12 protein-coding genes are annotated in these 14476 nt (G+C 62.8%); 5 read left to right on the forward strand and 7 right to left on the reverse strand.

Annotated features, from left to right (window positions below; all coding sequences use genetic code 11):
- Window positions 1-5 precede the first annotated feature (5 nt).
- The 4 genes from MHX61_RS04935 to MHX61_RS04950 are packed head-to-tail and all read left to right on the forward strand — an operon-like array spanning window position 6 to window position 3222.
- Window positions 6-1040: a DUF6779 domain-containing protein gene (locus MHX61_RS04935; protein WP_204610945.1), complete on the forward strand. Its 1035-nt coding sequence runs from the start codon at window positions 6-8 to the stop codon at window positions 1038-1040.
- Complete coding sequence (locus MHX61_RS04940) at window positions 1041-1715, forward strand: hypothetical protein (protein WP_204610946.1); 675 nt, start codon at window positions 1041-1043, stop codon at window positions 1713-1715. It begins immediately after the preceding gene.
- Window positions 1712-2602, forward strand: a complete 891-nt coding sequence (locus MHX61_RS04945) for a pantoate--beta-alanine ligase (RefSeq protein ID WP_239193260.1) — start codon at window positions 1712-1714, stop codon at window positions 2600-2602. Before MHX61_RS04940 ends, MHX61_RS04945 begins: the two co-directional genes overlap by 4 nt.
- Window positions 2602-3222, forward strand: coding sequence for a GNAT family N-acetyltransferase (locus MHX61_RS04950; RefSeq protein ID WP_239193262.1), 621 nt, complete (start codon window positions 2602-2604; stop codon window positions 3220-3222). The genes MHX61_RS04945 and MHX61_RS04950 overlap by 1 nt, the downstream gene beginning before the upstream one ends.
- A gap of 12 nt (window positions 3223-3234) precedes the next feature.
- On the opposite strand, the gene MHX61_RS04955 is transcribed toward MHX61_RS04950, so the two are convergent.
- From MHX61_RS04955 to MHX61_RS04980, 6 genes are all read right to left on the reverse strand, one after another.
- On the reverse strand, window positions 3235-4536 hold the full coding sequence (locus MHX61_RS04955) for an aminopeptidase C (RefSeq protein ID WP_239193264.1): 1302 nt from the start codon (window positions 4534-4536) through the stop codon (window positions 3235-3237).
- Between the two features lie 13 nt (window positions 4537-4549).
- Complete coding sequence (locus MHX61_RS04960) at window positions 4550-5848, reverse strand: aminopeptidase C (protein WP_239193266.1); 1299 nt, start codon at window positions 5846-5848, stop codon at window positions 4550-4552.
- Between the two features lie 49 nt (window positions 5849-5897).
- Complete coding sequence (locus MHX61_RS04965) at window positions 5898-6839, reverse strand: ArsA family ATPase (protein ID WP_239193268.1); 942 nt, start codon at window positions 6837-6839, stop codon at window positions 5898-5900.
- Window positions 6830-7087, reverse strand: a complete 258-nt coding sequence (locus MHX61_RS04970; protein WP_005329921.1) for a cory-CC-star protein — start codon at window positions 7085-7087, stop codon at window positions 6830-6832. The genes MHX61_RS04965 and MHX61_RS04970 overlap by 10 nt, the downstream gene beginning before the upstream one ends.
- Window positions 7071-8783 (reverse strand): carbon starvation protein A, encoded by a 1713-nt coding sequence (locus MHX61_RS04975; RefSeq protein ID WP_239193270.1) that lies wholly within the window; start codon window positions 8781-8783, stop codon window positions 7071-7073. Before MHX61_RS04975 ends, MHX61_RS04970 begins: the two co-directional genes overlap by 17 nt.
- 226 nt (window positions 8784-9009) lie before the next feature.
- On the reverse strand, window positions 9010-11112 hold the full coding sequence (locus MHX61_RS04980; protein ID WP_239193272.1) for a PhoX family phosphatase: 2103 nt from the start codon (window positions 11110-11112) through the stop codon (window positions 9010-9012).
- Between the two features lie 189 nt (window positions 11113-11301).
- Here MHX61_RS04980 and lysS point away from each other — a divergent pair, with 189 nt between their 5' ends.
- Window positions 11302-12879 (forward strand): lysine--tRNA ligase, encoded by a 1578-nt coding sequence (lysS, locus tag MHX61_RS04985; protein ID WP_005325682.1) that lies wholly within the window; start codon window positions 11302-11304, stop codon window positions 12877-12879.
- A 62-nt stretch (window positions 12880-12941) separates the two neighbouring features.
- Here lysS and crtI read toward each other — a convergent pair whose 3' ends face one another.
- Window positions 12942-14471 (reverse strand): phytoene desaturase family protein, encoded by a 1530-nt coding sequence (crtI, locus tag MHX61_RS04990; protein ID WP_239193274.1) that lies wholly within the window; start codon window positions 14469-14471, stop codon window positions 12942-12944.
- Window positions 14472-14476: the final 5 nt, after the last annotated feature.

A 14476-nucleotide genomic window follows, 5' to 3' on the forward strand; every position in this document is an offset into this window, starting at 1 on the left:
TGAGCATGACTGAGCCGCGCTCTTCTTCTAGCAAAACTCCCGCCAAGACGACCAAGCCGGATCTGGGCCAGATCGGGCTCATCGTCCTCGTGGTGCTGGCCGTTGTAGCCAGCATCGTCATGCTGATTTCCGGCTCTGCCGCAGCTCTTAAGATTGCGCTCATCGCCGCTTTGTGGGCCGCCGTGCTCGGCTTCTTCCTGGTGATGCGCTACCGCCGCCAGGCCGAGGAATCCGTGACCAAGCTGGAGCTGCAGGAGCGCGCTCACCGCGCCGAGCTTAAGCAGGTTCAAGCAGCCGACGGCCAGCCCCTGCCGGATCAGGAGCTGCTCGATGAGATCCGCACCGAGCTGGCTTCCATCCGCAAGCAGATCGAGGATCTTTCCGGCCAGGACTTCACCTATGAACCGGCCGCCCTGCACGCCGAGGCGCGCCGCATCATGCAGCTCGAGGCCCAGACCGCGGCTGCTACTCGCCCTGGCTCTGAGGAAGGCAATGTGGACTTCACCCAGTCCTCTTCCGGCGCCCCGTCTGCCGATGCCATTGCTGGCCGCTTGGGCAACCAGCCATCCGCAGCACACGCCGAGTCCAACCCGCTTAATGACATCATCAGCGAAAAGACCCGTGCGCAGCGCACCTCCGGCAAGACTTCTGGTGCCTCCACCTTCAATACTGGTGGCTTCCAGGCCGTGCGCTGGGATACCGGCGGCGATGATTCCCTGAAGACTTCCCGCACGTCCGCGGCCAGCGAGCACCACGGCAGCCACCGCAAGCCAGAGGCTGCCACCAAGGCAAATCATGAGACCCAGGACATTCCGCAGCAGGCGGCGCCGCAGCGCGATGACCGCGCGGAGTACCCGGGCTCCGGTCAGCACGTGGCCCCAGAAAGGTCCGAGCCGGTGCGCCAGAAGGCAGCCCGCTCCCATCACCGCGCGGCCGCCGAAGAGCCCGATTCCCGTGGCCGCCGCCGCAGCGACGATAAGCGCGAAGGCGCGGTCTCCGTGGCCGAGCTGCTGGCCCAGGCGAAGAAGAAGGATAAATAAATGCGCCCGCCACGCATGCGGGTAGCCCTTTTTGGTCGGAGCCTGGCTGGCTTTACCTTGGCCAATGCCATGGAACGCGCCGGCCATGAGGTGCAGATGCTCTCGGACCCGGCTGAACTTGCCTCTTTTGAGGCCCTCATCATCGCCGTGGGCGATGCCCGCTTAGAAGCCACCGTGGAACTTTTTGAACCCCACGTCCACCACGGGCTTATCGTGTTCCACACCTGCCTCTCGCGCGGTGTCCAAGTGCTAGATCCGCTAGAAACGCGCGGCTGTGTCGTTGCGGCACTCGCCCCATTTGCACTCATGCGCTGGGCCGTGACCACCCTGGACGAGCTGGGCGAGACTGTGGTGGAGCTCAATATCACCGAGTTCCGCGGCGAAGCCGTCGCGCTTTCCGATGCCGAACGTCCTGCCTTTGCCGCCCGCGCCTACTACGCCGAGATGCTGCGCCGCTTGCACATCTCTGCGTCGGTCGATGCTCGTTTCCTCCCCTCTGCAGAGGAAAAGCCCATGGTGGGTGAGGACATGGACACCGAAGAGATCATCGCCGCTTATCGCGGCGCCACCGACCCCGGCCTGCGCCGCAGCTACGTGGAGGTTGCCCGCCGCCTAGGCGAGGTAGACGGCCGCGAGGAGCTGGAAATGTGGGCCCTACAAGAGGAGAGCCGATGAGCCTAGAGCTGGGAAACGCCACCGTTATCAGCGAGATTGAGCGCATCCGCATGGTTGGCAGCGCCTTTCATAAGACTGGCCGCCCGGTGGCCTTCGTGCCGCTGACCAACGGCGTGCACGCCGGCCATATCGCGTTGGTGCGCGCGGCCAAGCACATCCGCGGCGCGGTTACCGTCGTGGCCCTACAGTCCCCGCACGAGGAAGACCTTGAGCTCCTGCGCGCCGAGGGCGTTGACATAGTCTGGGATTACTCGCCAGAGGCCTTGTGGCCGCACGGCCGCCGCATCGCCGTGGCTCCGGCCGACGCCGCGACCGCCCTCGAGTCGGACCTCAGCGAGGATCTCTCGCTGTACCTTGCGCTCATCCTGACGCTTTCGCCTACCGACGTCCTCCTTGGTGAAAAGGACTACGAGCTCCTCCTCGCCATCCACCACGCGGTTCAAGACTTCCACCTGGGTGTCCGCGTGCAGGGCGTGCCCGCCGTACGCATGCCCGATGGCGTGGTGATGAGCTTGCGCAATACCAACGTCCCGGCCGACTCCCGCGACCAGGCTGCGGCCCTATCCGCCGCGCTGACCGCCGGCGCACATGCCGCCGAAGCCGGTGCGGAGAAGGTCCGCGAGGTTGCCGCGGAAGTCTTGCGCGCAGCAGGCGTTGAGCCGGACTACCTCGAGGTGCGCGGCCGCGACCTCGGCACGCCTCCCGAGGAGGGCGATGCCCGCTTGCTCGTCGCCGCGACCATCGGCGGCGTCCGCCTCATCGATAATGTGGGCCTGCCGCTGGGCATCGGATTTAATAATATTGAAGAGCACGAAGCCAAGGCCGAGCTCGAGCGCGAGCAACAGCGCGCGCAGGGTACCGCTTCCCAGCAGCCATCGGAGGACTAATGACCGATATCCAGATCCGCGACCTTGACCCGCGCGATGAGCCCAAAGCCATTTCTTTTGCCATCGAGGGCATGCACCTGCACTGGTTTGTGAAGAACCCGCGCTTTGAGCGCGCCTACGGCCGCTACTTTTGGGATTTAGAGCGCGCCAAAGCCACCGATATCCTGGCCGCCTACGATGGCGACCGTTTCCTCGGCGTGCTGTTGGCCTCCATGAAGGGCAAGCCCGCGCTGCCGTATCCGTGGTGGCGCAAGGCATTTGTTCACGCGGCGGAAATTTTTAATAACCTGCGCCCGGGCGGGCACCGCGATGATTACGATGCCGCCAATCAGGACATGCTGCTCAAGTACTTGGGTAAGCACCCCATTGATGGCGAAATCGGCTTCCTCGTCGCGGACCCCAATTCCGGCGTGAGCGGCGTGGGCACGGCGCTGCTCGAGGCCTTCGAAGCCCGTCACGAGGGAAAGAATGTCTACTTGTTTACCGATGACGGCTGCACGTATCAGTTCTATGACAGCCGCGGTTTCACCCAGGTGGGCGAGCGCACCATCGCGGTCAACGAGGACCGCGACTTGGAGTGCATGCTCTATGTGCGCCGCCTGGGCACGCCGCAGTCTTAGCGTGCCGCAGGCTTAACGCGCCAACGCGCCCATCGGATCCCAGGCCGGCAGGGTGGTGACGGACTCGGACTGCAACGCCGCTTGGTATTGCTCCGGCAGGCGGGAGGGGTGCACGGCGATTTCGAAGACGAACTCGTCGAACCAGTCATCGCCCATGGTCCAAAAGCCCTTATCGGCCTTCTTCGGGCCCCAGGAATTCTCCACGCGCCAGCGATTGACGGTGCCATCGTCTGCGATATCGGCGCCGGTAAAGACCATCGCGTGGGTCATGAGGGACTCGTGCAGGCGCAAACGCTGCGCCTTGTCCAGATCCATCTCCACTCCGTAAAAGGCCTCATAATCGTGCAGGTGCTTGGCCCACACGCCGTGCTCATCATCGGATTGCTGGTCGGTATCGCAGCCGAACCAGACGGGCTGGCCGTCTTCGATGGAGGCACGCGCGGCATCGCGCAGCACCTCCACAGGCGCGTTCAAGTAGGTCACGCGCTTTCCCGCCACGTTGCCCAGGTACTCCACGGTGTAGAGCTCGCCATAGGCATTGCGCGGGTCGTTGACCACGCACACGTACTCGCCTAGGTCCGCCGGCAGGTATTCCCGGGCAAACTCCTGCGGGGTATAGGTGCCGGCGCGGTGGAATTCATCGTCCTTATCGCGGTACTGCCACACAAAGTCCTCGGGTGGCAGGCCAAGGTTGGCGGTGAGGATACGGTAGACGTCGGCAAGCGCCTGCTCATGCGCGCCCTCTTCGCCGCTGCGGATGCGGTGGGCGGCGCGGCGCAGCACGGTCTGCAGGTTGCGGTTAAGCGTCGCCGTGGCCTCGGAAGAGGCGGTCTCCGGCATGGCGTACTGCGGCACCACGCCGTACTTTTCCACCAGGGCGACGAACATGGACCACTGGCCGCCGTCATCGATGGGATCATCCATGAGCTTGGTCACCGTGCGGTCCGTAATCTCGCGGTCCTTCAACTCGGCCATGGCGGTAAGGAACCAATTGGCCTTTTCCAGCTTGTCGAAGAAGTAAATATAGGTCTGGGAGAGCTCAAAGTCCTTGAGCTTGGCCTTGTCCATGAGCCCGCCGCGCAGGGAATTGAGGCCGGCAAAAATCCAGCAGCGGCCGGAAGCCTTCTGGTCGGCCACGCCCCAGGAATCTAGCTTATGGCTGGTTACCGGGGTAAGACTGCGCAATTTCTCACGGTCGAGGCTGAGCTTGTCGACGCCCTCCTGGGCCACCCCATTGCGTACCAGGCGCAGCGTGGCATCGCTGGTGAGCTCGGCATTGGCGGCATGAACCTCGTTCGGGTTAATCTCTGTCATTTCTCGATTCTCCTTAGTTCATCCGGTCCCAGAGGGGAAGCTCAATCGGTTCGGTGGCAAGGGCCTGGGCAAGCGCGTCGCTTAGGTGCTTCTTGCGGACGGCGATGTGGAAGACGTTCTGGTCAAACCAGGCATCGGCCATCGTGGCAAAGCCCTTGCCGGGCACATCCTCACCATCGTCCTTGCGCGGCGGCTTAGAGCCCCAGGAGTTCTCCACGCGCCAGGCACGGTCACCATCGACGCCGGTGAGCACCATCGCGTGGGTGGGAGCGGTCTCGCCAGAGGTAAAACGCTCCTCCTTGCTCATGGAGGAATCGATGCCGTAAAGGCCATCGGTATCTACCAATCCCTCGTCCCATACGCCGTTGAGGAAGGAGAACTGGCGATTGACATCGCAGCTAAACCACACCGGCTCACCGGCCGCCAGGCTGCGCTTGGCAGTTTCCTTCAGCTCGGCCGCGCTGACGTTGAGGTATTCCTGCGGTGCGCCGCCCAGCACATTGGTCTCCTCGGCGCTGCTGAACACGCGATGCTTGGGGTTGGTGGAGCGGGGGTCATCGGCCAGCACCACGTACTCGTCCAGGCGCGGCAGGTACTTATCCGCAAACTCGCGCGGGGTGGAGTGCAGCCGCACGAATTGCTCGTCCTTGGTGCGATACGCCCAGGTAAATTCCTCCGGCGGGGTGCCCAGGTGGATGGCCAGGATGCGGTGGATATCCTTGCGCGCTTGGGCGAGGATGTCTTCGCGCGGGCCGTCCTGGGCGGCGGCGCGGCGCACCACCGTGGCGAGGTCGCGGTTCATCTCCGCGGTATTGCCAGACGAGCGCACCTCCGGCATGACCTCGGCAGGGACGGCGCCGTACTTGGCTACCAGGTTGCTAAAGAAGCACCACCAGCCGCCATCGGCCCCCGCGTGGTCTAGCACCGCGGCGACGGTGCGCTCGTCCCAGCCGGCGTCCTTCTTGTCCAGCAGCTGGTTGAGCACCAGGTTGGCGCGCTCCAGCTTGTCAAAGTACTGCAGGTAAGTGAAAGAAAACTCGAAGTTATCTACATTGAGCTCCTTGGCCGCGCGGTGACGGAAGACGTTCAGCGCCGCAAACATCCAGCAGCGGCCTGAGCGCTTCTGGTCCGATACGCCCAGGCTATCCAGCTTGACTTCGGTGGTGGGGTAGAGGGACGTGATGCGGTCGCGGTCTAGGGCCGCTTTCGCCGCCCCGACGTTGGTGATGGCGTTGCGCGCGATGCGCAGCCGGGAATCGGCCGCGGCCTCCTTGCGCAAGTGGGATAGGTATTCGTTGGTGAGCAAAGTCATAGTTTCGGTTTTAGCAGACCCGAGCCCACAGCGGCGCGGGCGGGTGGAGCTAGAGGTAGGCCGCCAGCTTGCCGACGGCCCCCGGAGTCCCCACTTCCTCCGGCAACCACGGAACCTCGCGCACCGGGGTATCGGGCAGCTGGGCGCGCAGGAGTGCGAGTGCCTCATCCTCGGCGGCGCGCCGGGCGGCAAGGAACTCGCCTTGGTTCTCCGGGGTGCGCCGGTTAACCAGCATGGATCCCACCCGCACACCGTTGCTCGTGAGGTCCGCATGGAACTCGGCTGATTCCAGCACGGGCAGGCTCTCGGCGGTGAGCACGATGTGGAACACGGTGCGCGGGGAGGTAAGCGCGGTGCGCAGCTGTGCAAAGCGCTCGCGGCGCTGGAAAAGCGTGGCGCGAATTTCCTGATTGCGCCGGTCCACCGGGTCATTATCCGCGCCGCTTCCTTGCGACATTCCGCGCACCAGTGAGCCGAATTTATCGGATTTCTCGCGCCGGGAGAGCAATCCGTCGGTATAGGCGGCCATGATTTCCGGCAGGGCCATCAGCCGCGAAGTGTGCCCAGAGGGGGCGGTATCGAAGATGAGGTAGTCGAAGTCCGACTCCTCCACGACCAGCGCCGCGATGCGCTCCAATAGCGCCGCCTCCTGTGTGCCGGGCGATTGCCGGGCTAGATCGAGGTGCTTCTTCACCTCGCCATGGAGGTGTTCGGGCATAAAGCGGCGCATCGAGTTCCCTACCTGCGCTAGGTGTTGCTCGGTCGCGTGCGCTGGGTTGATCTCGATGGCGGACAGGGTAGGGGTGAGGTTTGAGGGGGCGTCGCCAAGCGAGGCACCAAAAATATGCCCCAGGTTATGCGCCGGGTCCGTGGAGACCAGGCAGACGCGGTGCTCACGGGACAGGCGCAGCGCGGTAGCGGTGGCCAGGGTAGTTTTACCCACCCCGCCCTTGCCGCCAAAGAACATGATGGGTGCGGTCTCTAACAACATTGAATATTCTCCAGCGGGGATCTATCCATTCCCATGCGGGTATGCCAGGCGTGGAAATCCTCATAAACCAACGGCAAAAGCTCCAGGGTGTAGTAGCTGGCTGGGTTGGGGATGCCGAGCGCCTCCGAGGCAACCAGCATCAAGAAGAGATCGTCTTCTTGCTGCTGGGCTTTGGCAAAGCTGGCGCGATACGGGGCCTGGTAGTACTCATTGAGCCCGGCCGCAAGTGCCTTAAGCTTGTCGAGCATGCTCGGGCAGTGGGGCGTCAAGGTCACCATCGGTCCACTCCAGCGGGGTCTCCTTGCGGGCGCGGGAAATGGCGCCAACGGCTTCCACAATGACCCAGATGGCGGCGACCACGATGATGACGTCCATGCAGAATAGCAGCCAGTTCTGGCTGGTAAAGAGGGACTTCAGCTGGAGGAGTGCGGCCCACAGTGACATGGCGGTAACGAAGATGAGCGGGATGACCACCGGCCACGTCGGCCGGCGCAGGTGGGTCAGGATGACCACCACGATGGCCAAGGAAAGGCCCGCCATGAGCTGGTTGGTGGTGCCGAATAGCGGCCAGATGGTCATGCCGCCGGATCCATCCGCACCGGCGGAGAAGGTCAGGCCGAAGGCCAAGCCCACCGCGATGACGGTGGCGGCCAGGGCCTTGATGCGCACACCCATGATCTCGCCAATTTCTTGCACCACTAGGCGCTGCAGGCGCACGCCCGAGTCCATGGTGGTGGCGGCGAAGAGGACGGCCATGGTGGCCAAGATGGTGCCGGAGAGGGACGTGGGAATGCCCATGCCCTCGTTCATGAGCGCGCCGCCGCCTTGCACGAAGGCCTCCACCCCGCCGGCATTCCACTCGGAGTAGATCTCTTCCCACTGCTGCAGAGACTTAAAGCCTGCGGTGGTGGCGATGATGGTGCCCAGCGCGAGCAGGCCCTCGCCCACGGCGCCGAAGTACCCCACAAAGCGCACATCGGTTTCCTTATCCACCTGCTTGGAGGAGGTGCCGGAGGCCACCACGCCGTGGAAGCCGGAGATAGCGCCGCAGGCGATGGTGACAAAGAGCAGCGGGAAAATGCCCGGGGTGCCCTCCTGCACGTTGTCGCGCAGCGCCGGTGCGGCAAGCGTAGGGCGGGTAATGAGGAAGGAGCCGTACAAGATGGCCAGTCCCACAAAGAGCTGGAGGCCGTTGATGTAGTCGCGCGGCTGCAGCAACACCCATACCGGCAGCATCGAAGCGATGAAGGCGTAGATGAATAACAAGATGATCCACACGCCGTTGGCGGGGATGCCCAAGACCGTATCTGGTAGGACCACAGGCACGCGGTCACCGATGATCATCAACGCGTAGAGTGCGACAACGCCCACGATGGAGACCAGCGGCAGGTTCCAATTCAGGCGGTAGATGGCCTGGCCGATAAGCAGCGCGACGACGATGGCGCCCCAGGTAGGGATTACGGCCGTAGGCGTGGAGACTAGCAGGTTCGAAATGACCACGGCGAAGGCCGCATTCACCATCAATAGCAGCAGGAAGATGACGATGAGGAAGAGGTTGCGCCCGCGCTTGCCAATATAGCGCCCAGACAACGTGCCGATGGACTGGCCCTTGTGGCGCTGCGACGCCCACAGCGCACCCAAATCGTGCATGCCGGCAAAGAAGACGGTGCCGAGGGTGACCCAGAGAAACGCCGGAACCCAGCCCCAGATGACGGCTACGGCCGGACCAATGATGGGCGCGGCGCCCGCCACGGACGTGAAGTGGTGGCCCCACAGGACGTATTTATTGGTGGGCACAAAGTCCACGCCGTCTTCCATGGTGTGGGCCGGGGTGGAGTAGTTCGGGGATAGCCGAAAAATGCCCTTTCCTAGGAACTTGGAATAGAGCAGATAGCCGGCGCCCATCATCGCAATGCCGATGATGGCGAGAACTAGAGAGTTCATAGTGTGCGTCTCCTCGTGGGCAGTTGGGTGGCGTGTCTCACATGTGCGGATAGTATGCCATAACTCACATAGGTATTAGCCCGTGGGGGAGACCGGCGGGTGGATTTATATTTGGAAGGCGCAGGCGGCGCAGTACCTCATACTGCCGGCAGGGAAAACAACAGCGCGGCCCCAGTTCCAGCGGAGGAACGAGGGCCGCGCGGTAGGTGCTTAAACCAGGTGGTGCTTACTTCTTATCGACGCCGATGTTGCCGTCCTTCTTCCACACCACAACCACTGCTGGGCGAGGGGTGGACTTGCCACCGTCAGGCCAGTGGGAGGTTTGCTTTTCAAAGGTAGCGTCATCGGTTTCACCTGGGTGCTGAACGTTAACCATCACGCGCTCATCGGTGACGATGGGGCCGCAGGTCTCAGCACCTGCCGGGACCGTCAGGAAGCACTTGAGCTCGCCGCGGGTATCGCCTTCAGTGGTCACGGCGTAGAGGCCATCGTTGGACTCAAGGGCGTTGCCGTCGGTGGAGATCCATAGGTTACCGTGGCTATCAAAGGCCAGGTTATCCGGGCAGGAAATCGGGGATACCTTCTCCTTATCAAAGCCGCCGAAGTAGGTATTGGCCTCCTTCGGATCACCACAGACCAGGAAGAGGTTCCAGGTGAACTTCTCGCCAGCGTGGTCATCTTCAATCTCCATGACCAGGCCGTTCTTGTTCTCCTTGATAGGAGCCCACTCCATCGGCTCTTCCTTGTTCTTCTTGGCGTTCTCTCCGGTAGCGCCGCGGTATTTATTGTTGGTCAGGGCGACGTAGACCTTCTCGGAGTCTGGGTGAACCTGCATATCCTCAGGACGGTCCATCTTGGTGGCGCCCACCTTATCGGCGGCCTCACGGGTGTAGACGGCAACCTCTTCGGCAGACATGCCATCAACGTGGGACTCGAACTTATTGTTCTCGGTATCAGAGGTCAGCAGCTTGATCCATTCGCCCTTGCCATCAAAGGCGCCATCCTCTGGCAGCACGCCGGAGCCGTCAATCTCATCCTCTGGGGAGTTGCCCTCTACCTTGGCCACGTACAGGGTACCGTGGTCCAAGATGGTGAGGTTGTGCTCGATGTCGCCCTCTTTGTACTTCTTGGTGGAGATGAACTTGTAGATGTACTCGAAGCGGGAGTCATCGCCGGAGTAGCACACGACGGTGCCATCGGATGCGATGTGGATATTGCCGGCCTCGTGCTTGAAGCGACCCAGCGCGGTGTGCTTGACCGGGGTGGACTTCGGGTCCAGCGGGTTGATTTCTACGAGCCAGCCAAAGCGGTTCGGCTCGTTCGGCTCCTTGGAGACGTCGAAGCGCTTATCAAAGCGCTCCCACTTGCGCTGGGACTCGCCGTCTTCCATGCCGAAGCGCTCCAGGGACTCCTGCGCCTTCTTGTCATCCAGCTTGGCGTGGGCGAAGTACTGGTCAAAGTTCTCTTCGCCAGAGAGCATGGTATTCCACGGAGTGATGCCGCCGGAGCAGTTATTCAGGGTGCCCTTGACCTTCTTGCCGGTCTTATCGGCGGAGGTCTTGACGTAATCGGAGCCGGCAGCTGGGCCCACCAGGGTGAATTCGGTGGTGGCGGTGATGCGGCGGTTGAGAGGGCCGAACTCGCGCTTGAGCTCGCCGGTCTTGCCTACCTTGGATACCTCCACGATGGAGTGGCCGTGACCAGCCCAGCCGATCTTGGCCTGCTCCTCGGTGGGGTTATCCGCATCGTAGTTGGGGAACATCTGCGGCTCGGTGGTGTACTCGTGGGAGCAGACGTAGATAAGGCGGTTGTCATCGTCCGGGTGCTCGATAAGGCCCGCAAAGTCATTGTTGAAGCCGAACTGCTTCTCAGCTGCCTCGGCGGTTTGGTTCTTGTCATCGAATTCCGGCGCGTCCTCAAACAGCGGGTCGCCCCAGGCAATGAGGACGGACTGCTCGTAGCCATCCGGGATGACCACTTCGTCCTTCTCGTTTGGCTGTACTGGGTCGAACTTCATGCCCTCTGCGGAGGTGAGCTCAATGTTCGCCTCAGAGGTTTTGCCGCCCTTGCCCTCGGAGGAGGAAGCCTCGTTGGACGCGTCATCCGGGTTGGAGCAGGCCGCCAAAGCAGCGCCGCCGCCAACGGTTACGACGGACAGGCTGCCCGCACGCAGCGCGGTACGGCGGGAGAACTGGTCAGCAAAGTACGGGTTATTGGACTTGTTCTCGCACTCGCCAAAGCAAGCATTACCGCACTTGTAGGTGCAGGTCAGGCTGGAACGAGAGGAGGCAAAGAGACTAGAGAGAAGGTTGCGGCCTTTAAGCGCCATAGTTACTGCTCCAAATGGGTTGAAAATATTGTTTAGACACGGGGACAGCCATATATATAAGGGGATCTCAGTAACAGTGCGTTGGCGCGGAGGTGACGGTGAAGTGAATTATGCGTAAATCTTTTCCGGGGTGAGGGTGGCATGGGCTAAATCGCGTGCTGCGGTGGGGATCGACTACCCTAGGCTAACGTGAGCGAGCAGAAGAATAATGAAGTAAACGATGTCCCTGAGCAGCTGCGCATCCGCCGCGAGAAGCGCGATCGCCTGCTGGAATCCGGCGTAGAGGCCTACCCGGTCACCGTTGAGCGCACCATCTCTTTGAAGGATTTGCGCCACGATTTCCGCGTAGTGGCCGAGGGTGAAGAGCCGGGCACGGAAGAAGGCGTGACCTACCTGGCCCCAGGCGAGGAAACCGAGGTAACCCACGCCATTGCCGGCCGCCTTATCTTTATGCGCAATACCGGCAAGCTGTGCTTTGCCACCCTGCAAGATGGCGACGGCACCCAGGTGCAGGCCATGCTTTCTTTGGCCGAGGTAGGCAAGGAGCGCCTCGACGCTTGGAAGTCCGATGTTGACTTGGGCGATTTCATCTCCGTGCGCGGCCGCGTAATTTCCTCCCGCCGCGGCGAGCTGTCCATCATGGTTTCAGAGTGGACCATGGCCGCTAAGTCCCTGCGCCCGCTGCCGGTGTCCTTTGCCGATATGGCAGAAGATACCCGTGTGCGCCAGCGCTATAACGACCTCATTATCCGTGAAGAGGCCCGCAAGAACGCCATGATCCGCGTGAAGGTCATGCGCGCGCTGCGTAACTACCTGGAAAGCCAGGATTTCGTTGAAATCGAGACCCCGATGTTGCAGACCCTGCACGGTGGCGCGGCCGCTCGCCCGTTTATCACCCACTCCAATGCGTTGGATATTGACCTCTACCTGCGCATTGCGCCGGAGCTGTACTTGAAGCGTGCCGTCGTCGGCGGCATTGACCGCGTCTTCGAAATCAACCGCAACTTCCGCAACGAGGGCGTGGACCGCTCCCACTCGCCGGAGTTCGCCATGCTGGAGACCTATGCTGCATGGGGCGACTACGACGATTGCGCCCGCATGACGCGCGAGTCCATCCAGGCCGTAGCGCGCGACGTCTTTGGTTCCACCACCGTCACCCTGGCGGATGGCACCGAGTTCGACTTCGGCGGCGAAGAGTGGCCCGAAATCGAGATGTACCCCTCCCTCAATGAGGCCCTGCAGCGCAAGTTCCCGGGCCAGCCGGAGGTCACCATCGATACCGACGTCGAGACGCTCAAGGGCATTGCAGACGTCATTGGCCTTGACGTCCCCAAGGACGGCGGCTGGGGCCACGGCAAGCTGGTGGAGGAAATCTGGGAGGTCCTGTGCGAGGACCAGCTGGAAGGCCCCATCTTTGTCAAGAACTTCCCGGTTGAGACCTCCCCGCTGACCCGTCAGCACCGTTCCAAGCCGGGCGTGACCGAGAAGTGGGATCTCTACGTTCGCGGCTTCGAGCTGGCAACCGGCTACTCCGAGCTGGTGGACCCGGTTATCCAGCGTGAGCGCTTTGAGGATCAGGCTCGCCTGGCCGCCGGTGGCGATGACGAGGCCATGGTGCTGGACGAGGACTTCCTTGCCGCTATGGAACAGGGCATGCCGCCTACGGCCGGCACCGGCATGGGCATGGACCGTCTGTTGATGGCCCTGACCGGCCTGGGCATCCGCGAAACCGTGCTCTTCCCACTGGTTAAGCCAGAACAGAAGTAGCCGCCCAGCGGCCAATCGCTAGCCGTCAGCCCGCGTGGCTGGCGGCTTTTGCTGTACCTGGGCTAGTGTGAAAGCGGCCCGGCGGAGGTATCGCCACGCAGGCGCTTAATAATGTTCTCGGCCGAAATCAGACACATCGGCACGCCCACGCCCGGCACGGTGGTGGCACCCGCGTAGTAGAGCCCGCCGACCTTGCGCGACGCGTTGCGCCCGCGCAAGAACGCCGATTGCCGCAGCGTGTGCGCGGGCCCAATAGAACCGGCCGACCAAGCATGGTAGCGCTCGGCAAAGTCGGCCGGGCCGAGCGTGCGCTTGACGACGACCCTGTCTACCAAATCCGGCACCCCGGCCGTGGCTGCGATGTGGTTGAGGGCGGCGTCGGCAATCGCGGCAACGCGCTCGGATGCCTCTGCGTGGTAGGCGTTGCCGAACCCGGGTGCCTCCGCGGCCGGCACCGGCACCAGAATGAAGAGGTTTTCGTGGCCCGCGGGCGCTACGTTCGGGTCGGTGGCCGAGGTCTTGGACACGTAGATGGACTCCGAGGCGCCCAACGGCCGGGAGGGCTCCGGCCCGGAATAGACGGCGCGGAAATCCAGATCCCAATCCTGGCTAAAAAGCAGCGTATGGTGCGCTAGTTCTGGCAGCTCGCCTTTCACCCCGGCCAAAACGAGCACGGTGCCTAAGCCCGGATTGCGCCGGCCCCAGTAGCGCTCCGGATAGGTGCGCAGCTGGGGTGGTAAAAGCTGGGTCTCGGTGTGGTGCACGTCCGCCGCCGAGACCACGATATCGGCGTGGATGGCGCCCTTATTCGTGCGCACGCCCGTGACCTGCCGGTTGGCGACCTTGATGGAGGTCACCTCCTCGCCCAAGCGGAAGGTGGCGCCAAACTTCTGAGCCTGCCGGTAGATGGCCTGGACCACGGCCGCGAAGCCACCCTGCGGGTAGCGCACGCCCTCCACTAGGTCGGTGTGGCTCATCAAGGAATACAGTGCCGGGGCGGCCGCCGGCTCGGAGGACAAAAAGACCGCCGGGTAGCTCAAGATTTGGCGCAGGCGAGCATCAGAAAACGTTCGGCCCACGTACTGCTTTAGGTTCACCGAAAGCAGAGCCACCAGGCGGGACAACCGGGTGCGGATATCGCGGTGCACCAGGTTCAGCGGCGCGGAGAAGGTGGTGTAAAGGAAGTGCTTGAGCGCCATCTCGTAGGTATCGCTGGCCTGCGCTAAGTATTCCCGGACTTTCTCGCCCGCGCCGGGCTCCAGCGACTCGAAGAGTGCGGCGACTTCCTCGGGGCCGGAGTGCACATCCACCGGCGCATCGCCATGAAAGACGCGGTAGGCGGGGGAGAGGTCCACCAAGTCCAGCTCCGCCTCGGTAGAGGTGCCACACAGCGCAAAGAAGTGATCGAAAGCCTCGGGCATGAGGTACCAGGACGGTCCGGTATCCCAGCGGAAGCCGGCCTCCGCAAAGCTACCGGCGCGCCCGCCTACCTCATCCAGCGAGTCCACGACGGTGACCTCGTAGCCCTCGCGGCCGAGCAAAGCGGCGGTGGCGAGGCCGGCGATGCCGGCTCCAATGACGACGGCGTGCATGATGT

The sequence above is a fragment of the Corynebacterium sp. ACRPF genome (assembly GCF_022347395.1).
Classification (GTDB): domain Bacteria; phylum Actinomycetota; class Actinomycetes; order Mycobacteriales; family Mycobacteriaceae; genus Corynebacterium; species Corynebacterium tuberculostearicum_D.

What these genes read in the sequence shown, in the direction of transcription:
- MHX61_RS04975 (WP_239193270.1), bottom strand. Translation starts at nt 8,783, where the DNA reads ATGAACTCTCTAGTTCTCGCCATCATCGGCATTGCGATGATGGGCGCC.
- MHX61_RS04970 (WP_005329921.1), bottom strand. Translation starts at nt 7,087, where the DNA reads ATGCTCGACAAGCTTAAGGCACTTGCGGCCGGGCTCAATGAGTACTAC.
- MHX61_RS04940 (WP_204610946.1), top strand. Translation starts at nt 1,041, where the DNA reads ATGCGCCCGCCACGCATGCGGGTAGCCCTTTTTGGTCGGAGCCTGGCT.
- MHX61_RS04965 (WP_239193268.1), bottom strand. Translation starts at nt 6,839, where the DNA reads ATGTTGTTAGAGACCGCACCCATCATGTTCTTTGGCGGCAAGGGCGGG.
- crtI (WP_239193274.1), bottom strand. Translation starts at nt 14,471, where the DNA reads ATGCACGCCGTCGTCATTGGAGCCGGCATCGCCGGCCTCGCCACCGCC.
- MHX61_RS04980 (WP_239193272.1), bottom strand. Translation starts at nt 11,112, where the DNA reads ATGGCGCTTAAAGGCCGCAACCTTCTCTCTAGTCTCTTTGCCTCCTCT.
- MHX61_RS04935 (WP_204610945.1), top strand. Translation starts at nt 6, where the DNA reads ATGACTGAGCCGCGCTCTTCTTCTAGCAAAACTCCCGCCAAGACGACC.
- MHX61_RS04945 (WP_239193260.1), top strand. Translation starts at nt 1,712, where the DNA reads ATGAGCCTAGAGCTGGGAAACGCCACCGTTATCAGCGAGATTGAGCGC.
- MHX61_RS04960 (WP_239193266.1), bottom strand. Translation starts at nt 5,848, where the DNA reads ATGACTTTGCTCACCAACGAATACCTATCCCACTTGCGCAAGGAGGCC.
- MHX61_RS04955 (WP_239193264.1), bottom strand. Translation starts at nt 4,536, where the DNA reads ATGACAGAGATTAACCCGAACGAGGTTCATGCCGCCAATGCCGAGCTC.
- MHX61_RS04950 (WP_239193262.1), top strand. Translation starts at nt 2,602, where the DNA reads ATGACCGATATCCAGATCCGCGACCTTGACCCGCGCGATGAGCCCAAA.